Raw genomic sequence first — 23,881 nt, 5'->3', positions numbered from 1 at the left:
TACGTCGAGGTCACCGTCCAGCTGCCGGCCGGCTCCCGCGTCGAGGCCAAGGGCGCCGACGCCGAACTCCGCAGCACCGGACGGCTCGGTGACGTGGCCTTCGAGTCCGCGCAGGGCACGGTCGAGCTCGACGAGGCCGCGAGCGCCCGCCTGACCCTCCAGGCTGGTGACATCGCGGTCGGCCGTCTGGGCGGCGACGCGGAGATCCGTACCCAGAAGGGCGACCTCCGTGTCACCGAGGCCGTGCGCGGCACTGTCACCCTGCACACCGAATCCGGCGGGATCTCCGTCGGCGCCGCCCACGGCGTCTCCGCCGCGCTGGACGCCGGCACCGCCTACGGCCGGATCCACAACGCCCTCCAGAACACCGACGGCACCCCCGGCCTGACCATCCACGCGACCACCGCCCACGGCGACATCACCGCCCGCAGCCTCTGAAGCGCTGGGCCAGGCGTGGCCCCGATCAAGATCAACACCGATCGACACCAAGGACGGACACCAAGCATGAGTACCACTCAGGACTACCAGGCCGCCGAGCAGCTCCTGCGCCGGCCCGCCCGCCCCGGCGAGCTCGTCGTCGGCGACAAGGTCAGGCCGCAGTGGATCGACGGTGGCGCCCGCTTCTGGTACGCGGTGAGCAATGGTGTCGGCAGACGGTTCGTGCTCGTCGACCCGGCGGCGGGAACGCGCGAGCCGGCCTTCGACCACGCCCTGCTCGCCACCGCGCTGGCCGATGCCTCCGGGCAGCGGGTCGACCCTGAAGCCCTGCCGTTCATGGCCGTCGAATGGGCCGGTAACGCCGTGGAGTTCTTCGCGCTCGGCGAGTACTGGCGCTGTGGACTGGACAGTTATGTCTGCGAGCGGGCCGAGTTCACCCCTCCGGGCAACCCCCTCGAAGTCCCGTCGCCCGACAGGAAGGTCGCGGTGTCCCGGCGGGGGCACGACCTGTGGGCGCGTTCGCTCTCCGACGGGCGTGAGTGGGCGCTGACCACCGACGGCGTACCCGACCACGGGTACGGCTACGGCCCGGACTGCACGAGCAACGGCACCCTGCTGCGCAAGATAGGCCTGCCGCACCTGCCGCCGGCGGTGGCGTGGTCGCCCGACTCGACGAAGGTCCTCGCGCACCGCACCGACGAGCGCAGCGTCCGGCAGACCCACCTCGTGGAGGCCCGGCCCGCCGACGGCGGCGCGCCCCGCCTGCACACCCAGCGGTTCGCCTACGCCGGGGACGAGAACATGCCGCTGGCCGAACTGGTCGTGCTGGACGTCGCCGAGGGCACCGTGGTCCGCGCGCAGGCCGACCCGCTGCTCATGCCGGTGATGTCGCCGATCATGGCCAAGTGGGCGTGGTGGGCCCCGGACGGCTCCGCGGTGTACTACCTCGGCCGGCCCCGCGACCTGCGCACGCTCACCCTGTACCGCCTCGACCCGGTCACCGGCGAGGTCACCACGGTGCTCAGCGAGACCGGGGCCACCCGGGTGGAGCCCAACCAGTCGATGTACGAGCCGCCGATCGTGCGGGTCCGTGCCGACGAAGTCCTGTGGTACTCGCAGCGGGACGGCTGGGGCCACCTGTACCGGTACGACCTGCGCACCGGCGCACTGCTGGGGCAGGTCACCTCCGGGCAGTGGACGGTTCGGCAGATCCTGCGCGTCGACGAGACCGAGCGGGCGGTGTACTTCACCGTCACCGGTCTGGTGGACGAGGATCCCTACCGGCGCACCGTGTACCGTGTCGGCCTGGACGGTTCCGGCTTCGCCAAGGTCACGGACGACGAACTGGACCACATCGTCACCATGGGGGACGACCCGGAGTACTTCATCGACTCCGCGTCCACCGTCGACACCGCGCCGGTGACCAGCGTGCGTGACTGGAGCGGGCGGGTCCTCGTCGAGCTGGAGCGCGCCGACATCGGCAAGCTCGTCGCCACCGGCTGGACGGCTCCGGAGCGCTTCCGCGTCAAGGCGGCCGACGGCGTGACGGACATCTACGGCGTGCTGTACCGGCCGCGGGGGTTCGACCCCGCGGAGCGCTACCCGGTGGTGGACAACGTCTACCCCGGCCCGCAGGTCACCCGGGTCGCCCCGTGTTTCGACCCCGGCGGCATGGGCCTCGACGCGGAACCCCTCGCGGCACTGGGCTTCGTCGTGGTGGCGCTGGACGGGCGAGGCACTCCGGGGCGGAGCAAGGCCTTCCATGACGCCTCCTACGGTCACTTGGCCGACGCGGGTTGCCTGGCCGACCACGCTGCCGCCCTGCGGCAGCTGGCCGAGACCCGGCCTTGGATGGACCTGGACCGGACGGGAGTGTTCGGCCACTCCGGAGGCGGGTTCGCCGCGGCGCGGGCGATGCTGGACTTCCCCGAGGTGTACAAGGTCGGAGTCGCCCTCGCCGGCTCGCACGACGCCCTCCACTTCAACCTGGGCTTCGTGGAGACGTACGACGGCGCGGACAATCCCGAGGCCTGGGCCCGCACTTCCAGCCTGGAGCTCGCGGACCGGCTGGCGGGCAAGCTGCTGCTCATCCACGGCGAGATGGACGACCAGGTCCACCCCGAGCAGACGCTGCGGCTCGCCGACCGGCTCCTCGCCGCCGGCAAGGACTTCGAGCTGCACATCGTGCCCGGCGCCGAGCACACGTTCATCGACTGCCTGGCCCATGTCCGCACCCGCTGCTGGGACTTCCTGGTGCGCGAGCTGATGGGTACGCAGCCTCCTGCGTACCGCCCGGCCCCCATCGCCATCGGCCCCGAGCTGCTCGGCGAGATGTTCGGCTGAGCCTGACACGCGCCGGAGGAGAGCGTCTTCGCTCTCCTCCGGCGCAACGTCAACAGTCGAGTCGCACATGGGCTGGTGATGCGCATGTGATCAACAACCCGTAACCTCCACCCGGCAAGGGGAAGCACGGGGTCCGATCACAACGGGGGACGTACATGACATACCGGCGCGCGGCGATACCGGCACTGGTGGGAGGGCTGCTGCTCACGGCGTTGCTGTGGTGGGCGGGAGCGAGTGCGCAGGCACTTCATCTGCCGGGCTCCGCCGGCGTCCTCGGCGGTCAGGTCGCCGCCGAGCTCGAGCGCTGGCTGCTTCCCTGGTCGTACGACCCACCGGCCTCGGTCCGGTTCGACGCAGAGGCCGGCGCGATCGGGGACACGGCCGTGACCGACGCCGACCGCTACCTCGGCCTGTACGCCACCGCGATGCAGATCCGGTTCTTCGCGGTCTTCGCCTTCTTCGTGTCCGGGGCGCTGCTCCTGATCCGCAGGCTGCCGCCGGTACGGGGCAGGCTGACCGCGGCGCTGCTCGCACTGTGGGCCTGGGGTCTGGTGGTCGGGACGCTCGCCGTCGCCGTCTCCGCACCGTGGCTGATCGCCTCGCACGGGCGCGGCAGTTACCGCATCCTGCCCCAGCTGGCGAGCGTGATCTCCACCGGGCGGCAGGCCCTGGTGGCGACCGCACTGGTCACGGCGGTCGTGACCGTGGCCGTCGCGCGCATCACCGCGAAGGGTGCCGGTCCGGTGCCGCAGGAGGTGGTCCCCGCTCGGGCCGCCCGCCTTGCCGCCACCGTCGGGACCGCTGTGATCGCCCTGTCCCTGGTGGTCCTCTCGTACCAGCCGGTCGCCGCCGCCATCCAGACGGTCTCCCCGGACGGCGGGCTGTTCGCCGAACCGGGCGATCTCCTGCGGCAGTGGCTGCTGCTCGGCGCATGGGACAGCCCGGCGGGCGTGCAGCTCGGCGACTGGCTCCTGTACCGCGCCGCCGACGTGCTGATTCTCGTCGTCGTGTGGTGGGCGCTGCGCCGGCTGCCTGTGCTGCTCACCCGGGTCACCGTCCCGGCGATGGCGGCGGGCGCGGTCTGCGCGACCGTCCTCGCGCTGCTGGCCGGCCAGCTCCTGCGGATCGCGACGGACGGGTCGGGCCTGCGCTGGGGGCTCCTGCACATGTCCGCCGTCCTCGGCGGAGGCGTGCCGGCCGCCCTGACCTGGGGCCTGGTGGCGGGCGTCGCGGCTGCCGTGACGCTTCGGGTGTCCGTGGGCCGCACCAGGACCACGGACGCCACGACCTCCGTACCGGAGTCCGCCCGGCCACGGCTCGACGCCTGACCTGCCGACGCCCGACCTCCCGACGACTGACCTGTCGGGGCGCGGACCTGGCGTGCCCTGTCCGCGCCCCCAACCGGTCAGGGGCGCGGACGGACCCGGTGCGGCCGTCCGCGCCCCGACATCGCCTGCCGGCTTTGCTACGAGCCCGGGGGCACGTACGCCTGTCGGCTCGCGCAGTTCCAGATCACCGGACGGGCCACCCACGACGCGTCGACGGCGACTCCGCCCACCCGGTCGTCGTCGGACACGGCGCGGGCCGTCGCGTCGCGGTCCGCGCCGAGCGACGGCAGCGCGAGGACCGGGCCGTGCCCCGGCCACAACTGAGCCTGGGAGGGCAGCAGCGGGGCGCCCTCCCGGTGGGTCGTCGCCGTACCCACTGCGACGCCCGTCGTCGGGCTGATCGCACCGAACTCACCCTCCTCCTGCCCGGCGAGGAGGCCGGGGGAGGAGCCGTGATCCTGGAACGGGGGCGCCCACGACCAGGGCTCGCTCTCCGGGTCGAACCGGTCGCTGACCGAGACGTACCCGACGACCCGCCCGGCGTCGTCGATGCCCTCGGCCATGTTGTGGACCAGATACTCGGCGCGCGCGACCGGCAGCGCACGGGCCGGGCCGCCGTCCCCCGGCCACAGCACCGGGAAGGAGCTCCAGGTGAAACCGTCGGGGCCGTCGTACGACTGCTCGGCCGCGCCGATCACATCGCCGCGCGCGTTGACACCGGTGATCCGCGTCACGACCGTGCCCGGTCCCGCGTCCGGCGGCAGCGCCAGGGTCCGCGTGACCTTCCCGTCCCGCCACACCTTCGCCGTGCCGTCGCTGTCGACGCCCGCGATCCGCCCGGCGTCGTCGACGTCCACATCGGACGCGCCCCGTGGCACCCCCTCGGCGAACAGCCGCACCGACGAGGCCCCGGGGCGGTAGCTGAACAGGGCGGTCGAACCGTCCGAGCGGCGGCCCACCCAGCCGGCCATGAGTCCCTGCCGGTTGACGGCTCGGACAGCACCCTCGTCGTAGCCCTCGGGCAGCGGCACACGGTGCAGCCGCTCACCCCTCCAGTACACCGGCAGGCCGCCGCTCGCGCCCACGGCCAGGCCGCGCGGGCCGAGATCGTGCACGCCCTCGGTGGAGATCCCGCCACGGGCGTCCGGCGGGAGCGAGGGAAGTACGGTCGGGCCGGACGTGCACCGTGAGGCGGTCGCGCCGGGCGTCTGGGCGACGGCCGGACCGGCAACCGTGAGCAGACCGGACACCGCGGCGACGGCCGCGCACAGGGCAAGCGTTCTCTTCATACGTCGTTCCCCCCAGGGACGGGATCCGCGATCCCCGTCGCGGATCATCAGTCGCCCATGGTGCACGCCATGAACGCGACATGGGGACGGAATGCCCCAGACCGCTTGGCGGGACGCCGAAGCCCCGGCCCATGAGGGACCGGGGCCGGGGCGTGGAGTCGACGCGGAGCAGGGGATCAGTACGGCCCGTTGACGTTGTCGATGGAGCCGTAGCGGTCCGCGGCGTAGTTGCAGGCCGCGGTGATGTTGGCGACGGGGTCGAAGAGGTCCATCGACGTGCCCGGCACGTGGTAGGCGAGGAAGGTCGGCTCGATGACCTGGAGGAGACCCTTGGACGGCGTGCCCTTGACGGCGTTCGAGTCCCAGAGGTTGATGGCCTGCGGGTTGCCCGAGGACTCGCGCATGATGTTGCGGTGGATCCCGTCGTACGAGCCCGGGATGCCGTAGCGCGCCATGACGTCCAGCGACTCGCGGATCCAGCCGTCGAGGTTGTTGGCGTAGGTCTTCGCCGGGGCGGCCTTGGGGGCTGCGGCGGCGGCCTTCCCGGAAGCCGCGGCGGCGGGCTTCGCGGGAGCGGCCTTGGCGGGAGCGGCCTTGGCCGGAGCGGTGCTCCGCTGCTGCGAGCGGTCGGCCCGGTCGGCGTCCGAACGGGCCGAGGACTTCGACTGCTTGGGCTGCTTCGGGGCGGTGGCGGATTTCCCGCTGAGCGTCAGTTCGAGGCCAGGGTGGATAAGTGACGGGTTGTCACCCACGGCGCTGCGATTCGCGCGGTACAGGGCCTTCCAGCCGCCCTGGACGTCCTGCTCGTGCGCGATCACCGAAAGGGAGTCGCCGCGGACGACCTTGTAAATCTTGGCGGCAGAATTCTGGGCGGCCGGAATTGATTCCGCGATCTTCGCCGGGGCGCTGAAGACGGTCTTCTCGGCGGGGGCGGTCGCGGGGGCCGTCTGGGGCGTCGCATGAGCGGTGGCCGTGGCGACCAGGGGCAGGGCCAGTGCGGCGCCACCCGTGCTCGCAAGGGCGATACCGCGGGTCAGGGGACGTCGCTTGGGGCGCCGGTGCTTACCGTGTGCGGGCATGATGCATTCCTCTCCGGCGCCTGCGGGGTGAGCTGTCGGGTTCGGGCTGGAGATGCCCGGCCGCACACGTGCGACTTCACCCCGAGCCGCTCCGGAGAATCCGGACCGGCGAATAGTGGGTCCCCCGCTCCTGCCTTCGGGTGAATGATCGGTCTTTTCGGACGGTGGCAGGATTCGGCGATCCGTCCGGGTCGAGGTGACCGTAGGCGAGAAATGTCGACAGAAACAAGACGTCGCGTACGTGGGTAATTCGCCGAGGGGATTTCCGCCGCGCCCACCCCGCCGAACTTCCTTGAAGGGCAAGGGGACGGAAGGTGCGAGGAGATGGTTGCAGGCCCTTTGCGTGATTCATCTCACCAGGGGTGTCAAATCGGTCATTAGGGTAAATTCAGGTGAGTTGAGAAAAGGGACACAAGGGATAATAAAGACCCTTGTGTCCCTTTTGGTGGGGAGTGCGGCTGTGTGTCAGCCTGTGATGCTCGCGGTGCCGGTCTCGATGTGGCCCGTGTAGCGGCGCGACCAGGTGCCGTCGATGTCGGCGAGGACGGTGAAGTCGTACCAGCCGTTGTGGTACGCCACGGCGTTGAAGTGGTCCTCGCGCGAGGAGTTCGCCGCCACCGTGTACGTCCACGGCCCGTCGGAGCGGTAGGCGTTCGAGCGGATGGTGAACGTCACCGGAGTGGTGGAGGCGTTCTTCATCGCGAAGTAGATCGCCGTCTTCCCCGTGCCCGGCTCGGTCGCGAAGCGCGCCGCGACCTCGATCGCCTTGCCCGGCTTCGAGGCGTCGCCGATGAAGCGGCGCAGGAAGCGGTTGGGGCCCATCATCGAGATGTCGTACTTGCCCGACCCCGAGCCCGTCCCGATGTTGAAGTAGTCCGTGGACGTCGTGCCCGCGTCGACGGTGTACTGCCACGCCGCCGTGGACCGGTGCTGGTGCGGATGGATCGTGAAGTGCGCCGCGCGCTTCGCCTGCGAGCCCTGGTTCGTCATGGAGAACCAGGCCAGGATCTTGCCCGCGGCACCGAACTCGAACCGGTCGAGGTTGCCGTTGACCTGGTACGGCAGGGCGCGCGCCGGGCGGGTGCCGGCCTCCTGCGCGGGCAGGGCGTTGTCCTGCGGGACCGGGTTGGGCAGGGGGGCGCAGGTCGACTGCCCGATCACCTTGGCGGTGGACGGGAGCCCCGCGGGAACGCCGAAGACGGGGTTCCCGAAGTCGAAGACCCCGGTCAGGTCGCCCGTGACCTTGCGCCGCCAGGCGCTGATGTTGGGGCACGCGGCGGGGGTGCCGAGGGCGGACGTCCAGGTCTCCATGAACCGCAGGACGGAGGTGTGGTCGAAGACCTCCGAGCTGACCCAGCCGCCACGCGTCCACGGGGACATGACGAGCATCGGGACCCGGAAACCGAGCCCGATCGGGACGCCGTCGAGGTACTCGCCCGGGGTTCCGGGCGGCGCGACCGGCGGCGGGACGTGGTCGAAGAATCCGTCGTTCTCGTCGTAGTTGAGGAAGAGGACCGTCCCGTCGAACACCTCGGGATTCGCGGCGAGCGCGCGGTAGACGAGGTCCACGAAGTGCGCGCCGTCGCCGGGCGGGGCGTACGGGTGCTCGGAGAAGGCCTCGTTGGCCACGACCCAGGAGACCTGGGGGAGCGTGCCGGCGACGACGTCGGCGCGGATCGCGGCGGCGATGTCGTCCGGGGTCGAGCCGGTGACCTTGGGAACCGACCCCATGCCGCGGTCGTACAGCGGGTCGCCGGGCCGCGCGTCGGTGAACTTCTTGAAGTACGCGAGGCCGTTGTCGCCGTAGTTGTCCTGCGCGTTCTGGTAGACCTTCCAGCTCACTCCGGCACGCTGGAGCGCCTCGGCGTACGTCTCCCAGGTGAGCCCGGACTCGTCGCCGCCGTCCTTGCTGGAGGCGTCGATCCTGCCGCTCCACAGGAAGGTGCGGTTCGGGCCGGTGGCGCTGAGCGCCGAGCAGAAGTACGCGTCGCAGATCGTGTAGTTGTCGGCGAGGGCATAGTGGAAGGGGATGTCACCGCGGTCGAGATAGCCGAGGGTGCGGGTGTTGCCGACGCCGGTCACCCAGTTGTCCATACGGCCCGCGTTCCATGCCGCGTGCTGCGAGGTCCAGCTGTGCGGAAGGTCGCCGTTGCACTGGGCCAGGGTCTCGCCGTCGACGCCGCCGGCGGGCGGGGTGGCGCTGAGCTTCCACGGGTACTGGCGGCCGCCCCAGTTGGGCTGGTTGAACGTGCCCCAGCCGCCCGGGATGTTGCCCGCGGCCCGGTCGCCGAAGCCGCGGACGCCGCGCAGCCGGCCGAAGTAGTGGTCGAAGCTGCGGTTCTCCTGCATGAGGATCACGACATGCTTGACGTCGGTGAGCGTGCCGGTGGCGGCCGCGGCGGTGGCCGATGCCGTGCCCGTGGGGAGGGCGGCGCCCGCCATGAGACCTGCCCCGATCCCGACGAATCCCCTGCGGCTGATGGGAGTCATGCCCCGCCTCTCGCGTCACTGCGTGCCCCAGCGGCACACCGTGGACAGGATGAGGGAGGGTGGCTTAAAGGTATAGATCCGTGCGGTAATTCTTGGGTGAACTTCCGATGGGCGGCAGTTGCATGGTGGTGATTGGTGAGATGCCGTACCAATGACACGCGGTCGTGTGGGACTGCGGCACGACGGAGCCTCGCGGGCGACGAGTGAGGCTCCGCCCTGCCCCGGTTCGCCTCACGGCCTCCTGACGGGCGGCGCGGACACCCCGACGCGGTCCGCGGCCGCCTCGGTGTGCTTCTCTGCCGTTCGGGCCGCGAGCACCTGCGCCAGGGGGGTCGGTGCCAGGGTGCGGTCCAGGTTCGTGCGCATCGTGGTCGCCGCGTCCAGGACGTAGTTCTGGCGGACCTTCCACGGGCTCCGGTCGCCCTGACGCGGGAAGGCGTCGATCGAGCGCCGGACGTAGCCCGAGGCGAGGTCGAGCAGGGGCCGCTCGCGCAGCGTGCCCTCCGGCTTCGGCACCACCGCCGCGTACCGCCGCCCGCCCATGTGGTTGAGCACCTTGCAGACGAGGCGTGAGGTCAGGTCGGCGCGCAGCGTCCAGGAAGCGTTCGTGTAGCCGATGCAGAAGGCGAAGTTGGGCACCGACGTGAGCATCGTGCCCTGCCACACGAACTGGTCCGACAGCTTCACCGGCCGGCCGTCCACCGTCGGCTCGATGCCGCCGAAGGCGAGCAGTTCGAGTCCGGTGGCCGTCACGACGACGTCGGCCTCCAGCACCCGGCCCGATGTCAGCCTGATCCCCTCCGGCACGAAACGGTCGATGCGATCGGTGACGATCTCGGCCTCGCCCCTCTTCAGGGCATGGAACAGATCGGCGTCCGGAACGGCGCAGAGCCGCTGGTCCCAAGGGTCGTAACTGGGCGTCAGATGCTCCCGGATCAGCCCCTCGTCCCGCAGGACACGCTGGTTCAGGCCGCTCAGGACACGCCGTGCCGTCCTCGGCGCGCGGCGGCAGAACTGGTACACGCCGATGGTGAACAGAATGTTCTTCGTACGGACCACCCGGTGCGCCGCCTTCGCCGGCAGCACCGCCCGCACGGCATCGGCCACCACGTCCCTCGACGGCAGCGAGCTGATCCAGGTGGGGGTGCGCTGGAGCATCGTGACGTGCGAGGCCCGGCCGGCCATGGCGGGCACGATGGTGACAGCGGTCGCCCCACTGCCGATGACGACCACGCGCTTGCCGGTGTGGTCGAGGTCCGCGGGCCAGAACTGCGGGTGCACGACCCGCCCCTCGAACGAATCGATCCCCGGGAAGTCCGGGGAGTGGCCCCGCTCGTAGTTGTAGTAACCCGCGCAGGTGTACAGGAAGTCGCAGGTCAGCGTCTGCCGTGTCACCTCGCCGTGTGCGTCCGTGTGCTCCAGCGTGAGCGTCCACCGGGCCGTCGGCGAGGACCAGTCGGCGGCCAGGACGCGCGTGCCGTAGTGGATGTGCCGGTCGATGCCGAACTCGGCGGCGGTCTCCTTGATGTAGCCGAGGATGGATGCGCCGTCGGCGAGCACCTTGGAGTCCCGCCAGGGCTTGAACGGGTACCCCAGTGTGAACATGTCCGAGTCGGAGCGCACACCCGGGTAACGGAAGAGGTCCCACGTCCCGCCCATGCTCTGCCGGGCTTCGAGGATCGCGAAGGAGCGGTCGGGGCACTCCGTCCGGAGCCGGTAGCCCGCACCGACGCCGGACAGGCCGGCGCCGACGACCACGACGTCGATGTGCTCGGGCAGTACGGAGGAGGGAGAGGGCGTGGAGGATGGACCGGTGCTCGTCGTCATGTTCTTAGTGTCGGAAGCAACACGGAGCAGGAATTGACTCCGGACGACAGATTCTTGACCCTGGGCGACATGCCAGTGATCAGGTCGGCCGGTCTGCGGGGCTTCCGAGCGACCGTCGCGGAGCTCGGCGGCGACGCCGAGGAGTTCGTACGAAGGGTGAATCTGCCCCTCGCGGCCCTCGACTCCGACGACCTGCTGGTCGAGGACGAGGCCGTGGCCACGGTCCTGGAGCTCGCCGCCGCCGAACTCGGCTGTCCCGACCTCGGCCTGCGCATGGCGGCACGTCAGGAGCTCGGAATGCTCGGCGCCCTGGCGCTCGCCATCCAGAACTCGCCCACCCTCGGCGACGCCCTCGCATGCACCGTCCGCTACCTCTTCGTCCACACCGAATCGATGCGGTTCGGCCTGGAGCCGGATCCGTACGGGACACCGGGCATCGTCGCGCTCGGCCTGGGCGTCGCGCCCGGGCGGGAGTTCCCGCCGCAGGCGCTGGACCTGAGCCTCGGCTTCATCCACCGCTCCATCATGTTCCTCACCGGACCGTACGGTCTGTGCACGGTGGAGCTGCCGCACGTACCGGCCGCACCCCTGTCCGCGTACGAGGACTTCTACGGCGTGCCCGTGCGCACGGGTCGGCCCGCCGCCCTGCTGCGCGTGCCGCACACGCTCGAAAGCCGTCCGCTCGCCGGCGGGGACACGCATCTGCGAGATCTGGCGGTCGCGTTCCTCGCCGAGCACACCCCCGGCGGGAGCCCGGACCTCCCCACCCGCGTCCGGGCCGCCGTCCGCCAGTCGCTGGGCACCTCGGCACCCACGATCGCGACCGTCGCCGACCTGCTGAACCTCCACCCCCGCACGCTCCAACGCAGGCTCGCGGAGCAGGACACGACATTCGCCGCACTCCTCGACGAGGAACGCCGGCGCGCCGCCCGCCGCTATCTCACCGCCACCGACCTTCCCTTCGGCCAGATCGCGGGTCTCCTCGCCCTCTCCGAACAGTCGGCCCTCAACCGCTGCTGTCGCAGATGGTGGGGCACGACCCCCAAGGAAGCCCGCCGCCACGGCCTCCCCGCCTGACACACGGCCTCCCCGCCACCTGAGCCCCAGCGGTCACGGCGCGTCCCGGCACGTCACGCCGCGTCCCGGCGCAGCATCAGCAGAGCGGCGTCGTCCTCCGCGTGCGGGCCCGGGGTGAGCGTGTCGAGGAGGTGGTCGGCGAGCTCCTCCAGATCGGCCGGGCCTGCCGAGAACGCGGCGCTCAGCCGGGCCAGGCCTCGGTCGATGTCCTCGCCCGGCCTCTCGACCAGGCCGTCGCTGTACAGCAGCAGGGTCTCGCCCGGATCCAGCCGCGCCGAGGTCGGCGAATACGGCGTGAGGTCCCAGTCGGCGGGGAGTCCCAGCGGCGGACCGCCGGCCAGCTCCAGACGGTCCACCGTGCCGTCGGTACGGCGCAGCAGCGGCAGCGGATGGCCCGCGTTGGCCGCGTGGACCGCGCCGGTGGCGAGAGCGATCCGCAGATACTGGCAGGTGGCGAAGCGGTCGGCGCCCAGCTCGGCGAGAAAGGCCGACGCCTTGGCGAGGACCCACTCGCACGGATGGCCCTCCGCCGCGTACGCGGTCATGGCCACGCGCAGCTGCCCCATGAGCGCCGCCGCCTCGGTGTCATGGCCCTGTACGTCGCCGATGGCGACGCCCACCCCGCCGTCGGGCAGCGTCACCGCGTCGTACCAGTCCCCGCCGACCCGCACCCCCTGCCGCGCGGTCCGGTACCGCACGGTGATCCGTCCGCCGGGGGTCTCGGGGATCCTGCGCGGCAGCATGGCGTTCTGCAGACCGGCGGCGATCTCCCGCGACCGGTCGAGCATCGTGACCCGGTGCAGGGCGCGCGCCACCGCCCTCGACCAGGCGGTCATCAGGGTGTGGTCCGCGAGCGAGAACGAGTTCGTGTTCTCGTAGAACATGCCCATGGCGCCGAGCGGCTGCCCCTGCTCGACCAGCGGCAGGAACGCTGCGGCCGTCGCGTGGAAGCCGTGCTGGTGCGGCGCCAGCCGCGGGTAGCGGTCGAGGAAGTCGGGCACCGATGTGAAGAAGAGTGGCCTGGCGGAGCGTACGACGTCGTTCAGCGGCCACGAGTCGGCGAGCCGGGACTTCTGCGGGGGCTCGGCATCGTCCAGGGACAGCACGCTGCGGACGAGGCGGAGCCGGCCCTGTTCGAGCACGGCGAGTGACATGGCCTTCACCCCGAGCCTGCGCAGGCACAGCTCGTCGCCGAGGACCGCGCCGACCTCGCGCACGCTCATCGCCCGGGCCAGGGCGATCGCCGCCTCGCCCAGGGTGTGCAGGTGATCGCTGTCCTCGTCGGCCGGCGGCCGAAGCGACGAGGGCGACAGATCCAGAGTGGCGTCACGGACCACCCCCACCACCCGCGTGACCCCGTCCGAGCCGTCGCGCACGACGTTCCCCCGAACGTGTGTCCAGCGGCTGCGACCGTCGTGGAGAGCGACGCGGAAGTAGGCGCTGTACGCGTCCTTGAGACCGCCCCGCAGCGCCGCGGAGAGACCCGAGAGCAGTGTCCAGTCGTCCCGGAGGATCTTGGGCCGGAGGTCCTCCGCCAGCCCGCGGTACTCCCCGGGGAGCAGATCGAGCGCGTCGCGGCCCACGGGGTCCAGGATCAGCTGCCCGGTGGCCGGAACCCACAGGAAGCAGCCCACGCCCGTGGCCGCGAGGGCCTCGCCGCGGTCCAGCCGCGGTTCCGTGTCGCCCATGCGTGGTCAGGTCAGCGCCGTATGCGCCGGCGGGCGATGTACAGGCCGAGAACGACCCCCACGAGGAGCGTGACCGTGAGGACGCTCCAGAGAGGCAGGGTGACGGTGGGGATCCACAGCCTGATCGTGACCGACCCCGTGTTCGCGGCGATGAACCAGATCGCCAGACCTGCGAGGATCACGAAGGCGATCGTGCGCAGACGCATGTCCCGGCCCTTGTAGGACAGGGTCGAGGGGGGATGGTTCGGAGCTGCTGCCTTACGGCTCATGAGGTCCATTATCGGCTGTTTTGCCCAGGACCTCGACCTCACCCGGACGCGCTGCGCGGAGCGGGTGCCACGGCGGCCGGCGCCGTACGGGACTCGTCCCGTGCCCACAGGGACCGTACGTGGCTGAGATGGCGGACCATGCAGGCCTCGGCGCCCATCGCGTCACCCGCCAGCATGAAGTCGAGCAGCTCCAGATGCTCCTCCGCCGAGGGCAGCAGCTCACCGCGCTCGTCCAAGGCCGTCAGACCGTAGAGCCGTGACCGTTTGCGCAGGTCGCCGACCGTCTCGACCAGGCGTTCGTTGCCGGAGAGGCCGAGCAGCGTGAGGTGGAAGCGGCGGTCGGACTCCAGATAGCCGATGAGGTCGTGGGCGCGGGCCGCCGCCACGATCTCCTCGGCGATCGGACGCAGCGCCCGGAGCTCGTCGCGGTCCGCCGTCAGCGTCACCCGGCCCACTGTCGGCACCTCGATGAGCAGCCGGATGTCCGTGTACTGGTCGAGGTCGCGTTCATTGACCTCGGTGACCCGGAAGCCCTTGTTGCGCACCGGCTCGACCAGGCCCTCACGGGCCAGGTCGAGCATCGCCTCCCGTACCGGAGTGGCCGAGATCCCGAAGTCCTCGGCCAGACCCGGTGCCGAGTACACCTCGCCGGGCTTGAGCTCGCCGGAGATCAGCGCCGCCCGCAGAGCGTGGGCCACCTGGTCGCGCAGGCGCTCCCGGGTGGTGATCAGATGACTCTGCTTCAGATGGCCCATGTGCCGTTCTCCGACTTCCGCTTGTCGCGCCGTCCGGCCGCCGGGGCGTGGCGCCGCACCACCGTACAATTTCACGTTTTCACGGCGCGTGACAGCTCACAGCAGGAACCCGCCGGGGAACGGGTCCTCCGGGTCGAGGAAGTACTGCGCGGTGCCCGTGAGCCACGCGCGCCCCGTGATGGTCGGCACCACCGCGGGCACGCCACCCACCTCGGTCTCCTCGATCAGCCGACCGGTGAACCGGGTGCCGATGAAGGACTCGTTGACGAAGTCCTGGTGCAGCGGAAGCTCCCCGCGGGCATGGAGTTGCGCCATGCGCGCGGACGTGCCCGTGCCGCAGGGGGAGCGGTCGAACCAGCCGGGATGGATGGCCATGGCGTGGCGCGAGTGGCGCGCGTCCGAGCCGGGCGCGGTGAGGTGGACGTGCTTGACGCCGCCGATCTCCGGCCGGACCGGGTGGGCGGGGCGCTCGGTGGTGTTGATCGCCTCCATGATCGCAAGGCCGGCCCTGAGCAGCTCGTCCTTGCGGTCCCGGTCGAACGGCAGCCCGAGCGCGTCCAGATCGACGAAGGCGTAGAAGTTGCCGCCGAAGGCCAGGTCGTAGGGGACCGTGCCGAAGCCGGGCACCTTCACCTCCCGGTCCACGGCGGCGCAGAACGCGGGCACGTTGGTCAGCGTCACCGCCTTCGCGACACCGCCCTCGACCCGTACCTCCGCACGCACCAGGCCGGCGGGGGTGTCGAGGCGGACGGTCGTCACCGGTTCGACCACCGGCACCATCCCGGTCTCCACCAGCACGGTCGCCACCCCGATCGTGCCGTGCCCGCACATCGGCAGCAGCCCGGACACCTCGATGAACAGCACGCCGACATCGGCGTCAGGCCTGGTGGGCGGCTGCAGGATCGCGCCGCTCATGGAGGCGTGACCGCGGGGCTCGTACATCAGCAGCGTACGGAGATGGTCCAGGTGCTCGACGAAGTGCAGCCGGCGTTCGGCCATGGTGGCGCCGGGGATCGGCGCGACTCCACCGGTGATGACACGGGTGGGCATTCCCTCGGTGTGCGAGTCGACTGCGTGGAACACGTGACGGGTGCGCACGACGGGGCTCCTCTCAGTGCCGGCCGTCGGCGACGGCCTTCTCGGTGGCGGCGCGGACCTCGGCCTCGGTGATGCCGGTGAGAGGCGAGCGCGGCGGGCGGCAGGGTCCGCCGGGCCGGCCCGCGATGTCCATGGACAGCTTGATCGACTGGACGAACTCCGTCTTCGAGTCCCAGCGCAGCAGAGGGTGCAGCGCGCGGTAGAGCGGCAGCGCCCGCTCGAGGTCGCCGGCGACGGCGGCACGGTACAGCTCCGCGCAGGAGGAGGGGAAGGCGTTCGGGTAGCCGGCGACCCAGCCGACCGCGCCCGCGACGGCCAGTTCGAGCAGCACGTCGTCGGCCCCGATCAACAGATCGAGCTCCGGGGCGCGTTCGGCGATCTCGTACGCCCTGCGGACGTCGCCGCTGAACTCCTTCACCGCGACGATGTGGCCGTCCGCATGCAGCGCGGCCAGCAGGTCGGGGGTGAGGTCCACCTTGGTGTCGTGCGGATTGTTGTACGCGACGACCGGCAGTCCGACGCCGGCGACCTCGGCGTAGTGGGCGCGTACGGCGGAGGCATCGCACCTGTAGGCGTTGGGCGGGAGCAGCAGCACCGATCCGCAGCCCGCCTCGGCGGCCTGTTCGGTCCAGCGGCGCGCCTCGGCGCTGCCGTAGGCCGCGACCCCGGGCATCACCCGCGCCCCGTCACCGGCCGCCTCGACGGCCGTACGGACGACCCGGGCGCGCTCCTCGGCGGTGAGGGTCTGGTACTCGCCGAGCGAACCGTTGGGCACGACTCCGTCGCAGCCGTTGTCGAGCAGCCATCGGACGTGCTCGGCATAGGCGTCGTGGTCGACGGTGAGGTCGTCGTCGCGGAAGGGGAGGGCGGTGGCGACCATGATGCCGCGCCAGGGGCGGGTGGCGGTCCAGTCGGCGGGTGCGGGGGTGACGGTCACGTGGAGCCCTTCGTCAGTGAAATGTGACATGTTATTGATGGATCGTCAGTTGCGTCTCTTGTTCCGGTACGGGATCCAGCCCGTACGGGATTCAGTCGCCGCCCCGCGAACGGTCCGGGTCCGGTTCGAGCGCGGCGAGCGCGCCGAGCGTCACCGGGACGGCCAACGGGCGGCGTTCGGGGGAGCCGGGGAGTGCGACGTCCCGCGCCGGCCCTCCGCGCGCCAGGCAGGCGACGGCGGGCCCGCAGACCCGGCCCTGGCACCAGCCCATGCCCGCCCGGGTCAGCAGCTTCACCGTACGGGCGTCGCCCGCGCCCAGGTGCTCGACCGCCTCGCGGACGCGCCCCGCGTCGACCTCCTCGCAACGACACACCTCCGTCTCGTCGTCGAGCCAGCCGCCGGGGCCGTACCAGCCGTCGCCCGGTGCGTGCGCCGTCGCCATCAGCGAGGCGAAGGCCCGCAGCCGGGCACGTGCGCGCAGCAGGGAACGCGTCCGCGCGGTCCGCCCCCCGACGGACGCTCCGCCCAGTCGTGCGGCGATCGCGATGCCCGCCAACTCGCCCTCCACCATCGCCAGTCGGGCGCCGCCGACACCTGCCGTCTCGCCCGCCGACCACAGGCCGGCGATCGTGGTCCGCTGACCGGCGTCGACCACGAGGGCCGTCGCGCCGTCCGGAGTGGCGCGGGTCGCGCAGTCGAGGGCGGTACCCAGGTCGATCCGGGGAACGAGGCCGTGGCCCACGGCCACCGCGTCGCAGGGGATCCGCCGCTCGGTCCCGGGCACCGGGCGCCAGTCGCCGTCCAGGCGGGCGACGGTCACCGCCTCCACCCGCTCGGCGCCGTGCGCACGGACCACGGCGTGCCGCGCGTAGGGCCGCACACCGCGCAGCGCCAACGGCGCCACGTGCCCGAGCGCCTCCGCCAACTTGCCCGGGCCCGCGGCCAGCACACCGGGCCGCCGTGCGTAGCCGAGATAGCCCGCCGCCTCGACCACGGCGGGCACCCGGGCCCCCGCCGCCACCAGCGATGAGGCCACGGCGAGCAGCAGCGGACCGCTGCCCGCGACCACGACCCGACCGCCGGGCAGCACGAGCCCGGACTTGAGCATGGCCTGCGCACCCCCGGCGCCGATCACACCCGGCAGGGTCCAGCCGGGGAAGGGCAGGTGGCGCTCGGCCGCACCGGTCGCCAGCAGCACGGCACGCCCCCGCACCACCACGGGCCTGTCACCGTCCCCGTCGGGCCCGGTGACGGCGTGCACCGCCCACGAGGCGCCCTCCGTGCCCGCGCCCGGCACCCCGCTCCGCTCCGCGGCGACGGTCCAGACGTGGTGCCGCGGCAGATGGACGCCGCCACTCGCCTCCCACCGCCGCCGCAGCCCGTCGAAGGCCGCCCAGTCGTGGTGCAGCGCCTCCGGCCGGGCGGCGCCGAGCGTGGCCGCGGGCTGCCGGTAGAACTGGCCGCCGAGCCCGGCGTCACCGTCGAGCAGGGCCACCGACAGACCGCGCTCGGCGGCGGCGACGGCACCGGCGATCCCGGCGGGACCGGCACCGACGACCACGACGTCGTAGCCGGCGGATGTCACCGCGACGTCCCCGTCACCGCTAGCGGGCATCGAGTTCGGCACGGCCGTGTCCCTCCTGGGTGGTGACGACATGGCCCGGCTCGGCCGGGACGAGACAGGCACGCCGATTCGGGCGGCCGTCGACCGTGACCAGACAGTCGAAGCACTGACCGATCCCGCAGAACACCCCGCGCGGCTTCCCGCCGGCGCGTGTCGTCCGCCAGGAGAGGATCCCCGCCGCCCAGAGGGCGGCGGCGAGCGACTGCCCCGGCAGGGCGGTGACGGGCCGCCCGTCGAACGTGAACGTGATCGCCGGCCCGGGCCGGGCGTCGACGAGTGACCGAGGGGTACGGGCCCGGCTCACGCGGTGCCTGATGCGACGGATCATGCGCAGTCCCAACGGAAGGGGAACGGTGGACGGGTCGTCCCGGGTCATGTCGCCTCCCGGGAAGGCCGGGCAGGGCGCCGCTCCGCGTCGGAGAACCGTTCCGGTCGGAAAGGGCGGGCGTCCATCGACGGCGCGGTCCCGGTCAGGAAGTGGGAGATCAACAGGCCCGTCGCCGGGGCCAGTCCGATCCCGGCGCCCTCGTGTCCGCAGGCGTGGAGGAGCCCCGGTACGCGCGGGTCGGGTCCGATCGCCGGGAGATGATCCGGCAGATACGGGCGGAATCCCGCGTACGCCCGCGTCACCCGCACGTCGGCGAGGACGGGGAACAACCGCGCGGCGCCCTGGGCCAGTCGGCTGAGGGCCGGTGTCGAGAGCGTACGGTCGAAGCCGACCCGCTCCCGGCTGGCGCCGATCAGGACCGGCCCCGCCGGCGTCCCCTCGACGACCGGAGAAGTCTGCAGGGCGGCCGAGTCGCTCGCGACGTCCGCGACGTAGTCCGCCGCGTACACCTTGTGCCGCACCACGCGCGGCAGCGGTTCGGTGACCAGCACGAAGCCGCGGCGGGGAAGGACCGGAAGCTCCGTGCCGGCCAGCCGGGCAAGGGCGCCGCCCCAACTCCCGGCCGCGTTCACCACGTAGGGGGCGTGCAGTACGCCGCCCTCGGCGGTCCGTACCCCGCGCACGGAACCGTCCGCACCGGTGAGTACGGAGGTGACCTCCGTGCCGGTGCGGACGGTGGCGCGGGAGGCGCGCAGCAGCCGGGACGCTGCCAGCGCCGGTTGCACCTGCGCGTCCTGGGGGTAGTGGAACGCGCCCGCGAGGCCCGGTGCGAGATGGGGCTCCAGGTCGTGGAGCCCGTCACCGGGGATCTCGTACGCCTCGACGCCTGCCGCGCTCTGCGCCTTCGCGAACCGTCGCAGGGCGTCCAGGCCGTGCCCGTCCGAGGCGACCACCAGGCCGCCCTTGGGCTCGAACTCGGCCTCCGTCCGAAGAGCGGGGGAGAGTTCGCGCCACAGGCGGTTCGACAGCAACGCCAGATCCAGCTCGGGCCCCGGCTCCTTGTCGGAGACCAGGAGGTTGCCCTCGCCGGCGCCGGTGGTGCCGCCCGCGACGGGGCCGCGGTCGAGGACGGTGACGGAGAGGCCTGCGCGTACGGCGTAGTACGCGCAGGCCGCGCCGATCATTCCGGCGCCGACGATGATGACGTCGGTCGCCGCGGAGAGGTGTCTCGTGGGCACGCCGGTAATATTTCACATGCCATTGTGCTTGCCAAGAGGCCCAACATGCCCTGGTGGTAACGGCTTTCGCGGGCGATCGCGCTCTCCCATCCGCTCCCAGAGCCCGGCGGCGCCCTCAACTAGCGTCTGGCTCACCGAAACTGGCGGTGCGCAAGGCTTCTCAGTGCAATTTCACATTGCTATGTTATATGTCATGTTCAGGGCAGCGTTACTTCAACAGCCCTGTCCTCAAGGGAAGTTCCCCCCTTCACCCCCCATCACAGGAGACTTCGTGTCCCAGCACAGAGCCGTGCGCACGACCCTTCTCGCCGCAGTGCTCGCGACCGGCCTCACCGCCCCGCTCGCGTACTCGGCCCAGGCCGCCGCCCCCATGGAGACACCGGCCACCTTCGCGCCGCGGAACGCCGGTCCGACCGCCCCGGCGGCCTACGCCCCGAACCCGCACGACGAGGTCGACCGCCTCGCAGAGGCGCCCGCGGCGAAGACAGGACCCGCCGCCGCACCCCGCGGTGTCACCGCCGGACGTGTTCCCGGCCCGCAGAGCGACCCGAGCTCCCAGGACCGGGCCCGTATCGGAAGCGCGGCCACCACCCGGGCCGGTGTGCCCTGCACGCTCGACGGCATCACCGGACTGACCCCCGCCCAGTTCGCCGACTTTCTCGCCGATCCCGCCGTCGAGGCCGACGGCTGCCTGCGAGGACTCATCTGGACCTGGGACGCCCGCCTTGCTCCCGTGATGTCGGATGCCCATGTGCAGGCCGTCGCCAAGCGGATCAAGAGCCTCGCCGCCGACCACGACGGCACCAACTCCAGCCACCTCCTGGAGATGTTCACGTACCTCCACGCCGTCGCGTACCACGACTTCAGCCGGTCCGAGATCGACATCACCGACGCCCCGACGGTCGAGACCATGCGCGCCGCCACCGCGGCCTACGGCTACGCCTCGCACACCTTCGACGTCACCCCGGAGAACGCTCAGACGCTCCGCGAGGCCCTTTACACCGGTAGCGCTCCCGGCCTGCGGCAGCATCAACTCGGCCTGATCGCCCAGGTCCTCGCCCGCATGGGCGCCGGCCACCCGCAGACGTCGGGAGACCCCGGCTGGGGCGGTGCGGCCCTCGCCGCGCTCTCCGTCAACTACCTCGGCGTCTACCCCGGCAACCAGGACACCGCCTTCCGTACCGCCGTCGCCCAGAACGCGGGATACCGCGCGGCGTTCAAGGACTTCTCCACCCACACGCACCTCAAGAACACCGCCAACGCGTGGGTCGTCCGCGACGCTCTCGGCGAGTACGGGCGCTTCGGCCAGATCGACAGCCTCAGGAGCAGGATCGTCGCCGACCTCGGCGGGCTGCTCGGCCCGGTCGAGACCGGCTTCGGAACGGGAAGCGCCCCCTGGGCCTCGCTCGTCGGCTGGCTCAACTTCTACGACGCCTGCGCCCCGTACAAGGTCTGCAAGGCCGACATCGAGGCGAGGATCTTCCCGTACACGTACACCTACGACAACGGGGCGATCAAGGTCCGCACCGGTCTCGACCGCGCCACCGTCGACCAGCTCTACTACGCGAGCAAGCAGGTCAAGTCCCAGTTCCACCGGGTACTCGGCACGGAGCAGCCGCTCGCCGGCGACGCCAACACCGCCCTGAACATCGTGCTCTACGCCTCCCGCCAGGACTACGAGACGTACCACCCGATCCTGACCGGGATGGGCACCGAGAACGGCGGCATCTACATCGAGCGCGGCGCGACGTTCTACACGTACCAGCGGCGTGTGCCGCAGGACTCCAGCCTCACGCTCGAAGAGCTCTTCCGGCACGAGTACGTCCACTACCTCAACGGCCGCTTCGCCGTCCCCGGCTTCTTCGGCGAGGGGCCGTGGTACGAGAACGACCGCACCACGGCCATGGACGAGGGCACCGCGGAGTTCTTCGACGGCGCCACCCGCGACGACGGCATCGCGGTCCGCAAGTCGCTCGTCGAGAGCGTCATCAGGGACACCGCCTCCGGCGGCCCGCGCATGACCGTCGACCAGATCCTGCACGCCACCTACGACGGCGACGGCTTCCGCTTCTACAGCTACGCGGGCACGTTCTTCGAGTACCTGTGGACCGAGCGCCCCGCGCTGCTGCGCGCCATGTACGGCTACCTCCGCGCCGGAGACGTCCGGGGCTACGACACCTGGCGCGACACCGTCGGCAAGGACGCGGGGACGCAGGCCGCCTACGACGCCTTCCTCGACCGGCAGATCGCCCGGGTCGACGAGCTGTTCGTGCCCGACACCACCCACGAGCCGACCGCCGGCCTGCGACACGCCACCCCCGACCAGATACGGTCCGCCTTCGCGGCCGCCACCGGAAACACGCCCACCTGCACCGGAAGCGGCGACCCCTTGCTGCCGCGCTTCGTCTGCACCGGCCGGATCACCGCCAACCTCGCCGACGCCACCGACCCCGACAAGGTCTTCAAGGACATGTCCGAGACCGTCGACTACTTCGTCCTCGACCGGAGCAGGAGCGGCGGAGACAACTTCAACGACATGAACTGCTCCTTCGGCCCGGTGGACATCTGGACCGGCGGCCGCGCCGGAACGGCCGGCTTCACGTGTGAGGGTCCGCTGCGCCGCTGACCCCGCCCGCACCCTCCAGGGCCGGACCCGCCTCCTCCAGGGGGCGGGTCGCGGGCCCCTGGAGGACCCGCCCGTCGGCCGCCGCGAAGCGCGAGCCGTGACAGGGGCACTCCCAGGTGTCCTCCAGCTCGTTGAAGCCGAGCTCGCAGCCCATGTGGGTGCAGCGCGGCGCCCGGGCGATCAGGTAGTGCCGGGCCACGGACGCCTGCGCCCGCACCACGTCCGGGAACTCCCGCAGGGGCAGATGGCGGCGCGGATCGAAGAGTTCGGTCCAGTCCGGGCGCGGGGCGCCGGTCACATGGGCGGCCAGCAGACGGCCCGCCATGACCCCGTTGCTCATGCCCCAGCCGCCGAAGCCGGTGGCGACGAAGACATGCTGTGTGTCCGGGTGCTCATGGCCCACGTACGGAACGTGGTCCGCCGACCGCACGTCCTGGGCGGCCCACCGGAAGGTGGTCCCCGACTCACCGAACCCCGGGAAGGTCCGGCGGGCCCACCCGGTCAGCCGCTCGAGCCGGTCGCCCGCGTGATCGGTACCGGGCTCGAAGGCCTCGCCGGTGACGATCAGCAGCCGGTGGCCGTCGTCGTACGGGGCGGTGCGCACCGACCGTGTGCGGTCCTCAGGTGTCAGATACATGCCCTCGGGCGCCGTCGCCGTGGGGACAGGCGCGGCGACCACCAGTTCCCGGCGAACCGTCAGCCTGGTGATCAGCGAACTATGCACGATCAGCGGAAAGTTCGTCGCGACCACCACATCCTCGGCGTGCACGGTCACGCCGCCCTCCGTGACCAGCCTGCAGGCCGCGAGCTCCCGCAGCTCGGTGACCCGGGTGTGCTCGTGGACGATGCCGCCCCGGGCGACGAGATCCTCGGCGAGACCCAGCAGAAACCTGCGCGGGTGGAAGAGGAGCTGGCCGTCCAGCCGCACCGCCGCCGCCACCGGGAAGGGCAGATCGGTCTCCGTCACGTACGCGGCGTCGAGCCCGGCCTCCAGGGCCGCGGCCGCCTCCGCGCGGATCTCCCCGGCCCGCTCCTCGTCCGTGACATAGGTGAAGGCCGGCGCCCGCTCCAGCTCGGCGTCGATGCCCAGCTCCGCGCACAGGCCCACCACGTGGTCGAGCGCCTCCTGCTGCGCGCGGGCGTACCGGGTGGCGGCGAGGAGGCCGTGGGCGTCGCGGAGCGGCGCGTAGGTGAGGCCGTGCAGGGCGGTGAGCTTGCCCGTGGTGTGGCCGGAGACCCCGCCGGCGATCCGGCCGGCCTCCAGCAGCACGACCTCACGTCCCGCGCGGACCAGCTCGTGCGCCGTACACAGGCCGGCGATGCCGCCCCCGATGACGACGACGTCGGCCGTCAGGTCGTCGGTGAGGGCGGGGCGGTCGGGAGAGGGTGTGCCGTGCATCCAGTACGAGGCACCGATGTGCGCGTCCGCGGGCATGGCGCACTCCTT

General features: G+C 71.8%; 18 protein-coding genes and 1 riboswitch. Of the genes, 5 read left to right on the top strand and 13 right to left on the bottom strand.

Going from position 1 to position 23,881, the window contains the following annotated elements; genetic code table 11:
• From ACFC0D_RS18680 to ACFC0D_RS18670, 3 genes are all read left to right on the top strand, one after another.
• The coding region (locus ACFC0D_RS18680; protein WP_376436772.1) for a DUF4097 family beta strand repeat-containing protein at positions 1–438 on the top strand (438 nt) is incomplete at its 5' end.
• A gap of 66 nt (positions 439–504) precedes the next feature.
• Positions 505–2,781, top strand: coding sequence for a DPP IV N-terminal domain-containing protein (locus ACFC0D_RS18675; RefSeq protein ID WP_376436770.1), 2,277 nt, complete (start codon positions 505–507; stop codon positions 2,779–2,781).
• Positions 2,782–2,936: 155 nt separating this feature from the next.
• Positions 2,937–4,109, top strand: a complete 1,173-nt coding sequence (locus ACFC0D_RS18670) for a hypothetical protein (RefSeq protein ID WP_376436767.1) — start codon at positions 2,937–2,939, stop codon at positions 4,107–4,109.
• A 137-nt stretch (positions 4,110–4,246) separates the two neighbouring features.
• On the opposite strand, the gene ACFC0D_RS18665 is transcribed toward ACFC0D_RS18670, so the two are convergent.
• The 4 genes from ACFC0D_RS18665 to ACFC0D_RS18650 form a co-directional block, all read right to left on the bottom strand.
• Entirely contained in the window at positions 4,247–5,398 is a 1,152-nt protein-coding gene (locus ACFC0D_RS18665) for a hypothetical protein (RefSeq protein ID WP_376436765.1), read from the bottom strand.
• A 176-nt stretch (positions 5,399–5,574) separates the two neighbouring features.
• On the bottom strand, positions 5,575–6,477 hold the full coding sequence (locus tag ACFC0D_RS18660) for a transglycosylase SLT domain-containing protein (RefSeq protein WP_376436762.1): 903 nt from the start codon (positions 6,475–6,477) through the stop codon (positions 5,575–5,577).
• Between the two features lie 4 nt (positions 6,478–6,481).
• A riboswitch (cyclic di-AMP (ydaO/yuaA leader) is annotated at positions 6,482–6,667 on the bottom strand.
• Positions 6,668–6,942: 275 nt separating this feature from the next.
• Complete coding sequence (locus ACFC0D_RS18655; RefSeq protein WP_376436759.1) at positions 6,943–8,967, bottom strand: phosphocholine-specific phospholipase C; 2,025 nt, start codon at positions 8,965–8,967, stop codon at positions 6,943–6,945.
• 231 nt (positions 8,968–9,198) lie between these two features.
• On the bottom strand, positions 9,199–10,794 hold the full coding sequence (locus ACFC0D_RS18650) for a flavin-containing monooxygenase (protein ID WP_376436756.1): 1,596 nt from the start codon (positions 10,792–10,794) through the stop codon (positions 9,199–9,201).
• 69 nt (positions 10,795–10,863) lie between these two features.
• Here ACFC0D_RS18650 and ACFC0D_RS18645 point away from each other — a divergent pair, with 69 nt between their 5' ends.
• Positions 10,864–11,871 (top strand): AraC family transcriptional regulator ligand-binding domain-containing protein, encoded by a 1,008-nt coding sequence (locus ACFC0D_RS18645; protein WP_376436754.1) that lies wholly within the window; start codon positions 10,864–10,866, stop codon positions 11,869–11,871.
• A gap of 53 nt (positions 11,872–11,924) precedes the next feature.
• Here the strand turns inward: ACFC0D_RS18645 and ACFC0D_RS18640 are convergent, their stop codons facing one another.
• The 8 genes from ACFC0D_RS18640 to ACFC0D_RS18605 all read right to left on the bottom strand — a co-directional run bounded on the left by ACFC0D_RS18640 (position 11,925) and on the right by ACFC0D_RS18605 (position 19,808).
• Positions 11,925–13,559 (bottom strand): PP2C family protein-serine/threonine phosphatase, encoded by a 1,635-nt coding sequence (locus ACFC0D_RS18640; RefSeq protein WP_376436751.1) that lies wholly within the window; start codon positions 13,557–13,559, stop codon positions 11,925–11,927.
• 11 nt (positions 13,560–13,570) lie between these two features.
• Positions 13,571–13,828 carry a LapA family protein gene (locus ACFC0D_RS18635; protein WP_376436748.1) on the bottom strand — a complete coding sequence of 86 codons (258 nt, stop codon included), beginning with the start codon at positions 13,826–13,828 and terminating at the stop codon, positions 13,571–13,573.
• A gap of 38 nt (positions 13,829–13,866) precedes the next feature.
• A complete protein-coding gene (locus tag ACFC0D_RS18630) occupies positions 13,867–14,583 on the bottom strand; it encodes a GntR family transcriptional regulator (RefSeq protein WP_376436745.1) in 717 nt (238 codons plus the stop codon).
• Between the two features lie 96 nt (positions 14,584–14,679).
• A complete protein-coding gene (locus ACFC0D_RS18625; protein WP_376436743.1) occupies positions 14,680–15,681 on the bottom strand; it encodes a proline racemase family protein in 1,002 nt (333 codons plus the stop codon).
• A gap of 13 nt (positions 15,682–15,694) precedes the next feature.
• A complete protein-coding gene (locus ACFC0D_RS18620; protein ID WP_376436740.1) occupies positions 15,695–16,648 on the bottom strand; it encodes a dihydrodipicolinate synthase family protein in 954 nt (317 codons plus the stop codon).
• 61 nt (positions 16,649–16,709) lie between these two features.
• Positions 16,710–18,233 (bottom strand): NAD(P)/FAD-dependent oxidoreductase, encoded by a 1,524-nt coding sequence (locus tag ACFC0D_RS18615; protein WP_376436784.1) that lies wholly within the window; start codon positions 18,231–18,233, stop codon positions 16,710–16,712.
• On the bottom strand, positions 18,223–18,570 hold the full coding sequence (locus ACFC0D_RS18610) for a (2Fe-2S)-binding protein (RefSeq protein ID WP_376436781.1): 348 nt from the start codon (positions 18,568–18,570) through the stop codon (positions 18,223–18,225). The genes ACFC0D_RS18615 and ACFC0D_RS18610 overlap by 11 nt, the downstream gene beginning before the upstream one ends.
• Before the next feature lie 44 nt (positions 18,571–18,614).
• Positions 18,615–19,808 (bottom strand): NAD(P)/FAD-dependent oxidoreductase, encoded by a 1,194-nt coding sequence (locus ACFC0D_RS18605; protein WP_376436737.1) that lies wholly within the window; start codon positions 19,806–19,808, stop codon positions 18,615–18,617.
• A gap of 271 nt (positions 19,809–20,079) precedes the next feature.
• Between ACFC0D_RS18605 and ACFC0D_RS18600 the strand changes: the two genes are divergently transcribed.
• On the top strand, positions 20,080–22,434 hold the full coding sequence (locus ACFC0D_RS18600) for a collagenase (protein WP_376436734.1): 2,355 nt from the start codon (positions 20,080–20,082) through the stop codon (positions 22,432–22,434).
• On the opposite strand, the gene ACFC0D_RS18595 is transcribed toward ACFC0D_RS18600, so the two are convergent.
• A complete protein-coding gene (locus ACFC0D_RS18595) occupies positions 22,406–23,869 on the bottom strand; it encodes an FAD-dependent oxidoreductase (RefSeq protein WP_376436731.1) in 1,464 nt (487 codons plus the stop codon). The two genes, ACFC0D_RS18600 and ACFC0D_RS18595, sit on opposite strands and share 29 nt — an antisense overlap.
• Positions 23,870–23,881: the final 12 nt, after the last annotated feature.

Source organism: Streptomyces sp. NPDC056222, assembly GCF_042264065.1.
Lineage (GTDB): Bacteria > Actinomycetota > Actinomycetes > Streptomycetales > Streptomycetaceae > Streptomyces.
This window is presented reverse-complemented; position numbering and strand designations above follow the sequence as displayed.

Bases quoted from the DNA above. Each gene is read 5' to 3' on its own strand.
- ACFC0D_RS18675 (WP_376436770.1), top strand. From the start codon at position 505: ATGAGTACCACTCAGGACTACCAGGCCGCCGAGCAGCTCCTGCGCCGG.
- ACFC0D_RS18670 (WP_376436767.1), top strand. From the start codon at position 2,937: ATGACATACCGGCGCGCGGCGATACCGGCACTGGTGGGAGGGCTGCTG.
- ACFC0D_RS18665 (WP_376436765.1), bottom strand. From the start codon at position 5,398: ATGAAGAGAACGCTTGCCCTGTGCGCGGCCGTCGCCGCGGTGTCCGGT.
- ACFC0D_RS18660 (WP_376436762.1), bottom strand. From the start codon at position 6,477: ATGCCCGCACACGGTAAGCACCGGCGCCCCAAGCGACGTCCCCTGACC.
- ACFC0D_RS18655 (WP_376436759.1), bottom strand. From the start codon at position 8,967: ATGACTCCCATCAGCCGCAGGGGATTCGTCGGGATCGGGGCAGGTCTC.
- ACFC0D_RS18650 (WP_376436756.1), bottom strand. From the start codon at position 10,794: ATGACGACGAGCACCGGTCCATCCTCCACGCCCTCTCCCTCCTCCGTA.
- ACFC0D_RS18645 (WP_376436754.1), top strand. From the start codon at position 10,864: ATGCCAGTGATCAGGTCGGCCGGTCTGCGGGGCTTCCGAGCGACCGTC.
- ACFC0D_RS18640 (WP_376436751.1), bottom strand. From the start codon at position 13,559: ATGGGCGACACGGAACCGCGGCTGGACCGCGGCGAGGCCCTCGCGGCC.
- ACFC0D_RS18635 (WP_376436748.1), bottom strand. From the start codon at position 13,828: ATGAGCCGTAAGGCAGCAGCTCCGAACCATCCCCCCTCGACCCTGTCC.
- ACFC0D_RS18630 (WP_376436745.1), bottom strand. From the start codon at position 14,583: ATGGGCCATCTGAAGCAGAGTCATCTGATCACCACCCGGGAGCGCCTG.
- ACFC0D_RS18620 (WP_376436740.1), bottom strand. From the start codon at position 16,648: ATGTCACATTTCACTGACGAAGGGCTCCACGTGACCGTCACCCCCGCA.
- ACFC0D_RS18615 (WP_376436784.1), bottom strand. From the start codon at position 18,233: ATGCCCGCTAGCGGTGACGGGGACGTCGCGGTGACATCCGCCGGCTAC.
- ACFC0D_RS18610 (WP_376436781.1), bottom strand. From the start codon at position 18,570: ATGATCCGTCGCATCAGGCACCGCGTGAGCCGGGCCCGTACCCCTCGG.
- ACFC0D_RS18595 (WP_376436731.1), bottom strand. From the start codon at position 23,869: ATGCCCGCGGACGCGCACATCGGTGCCTCGTACTGGATGCACGGCACA.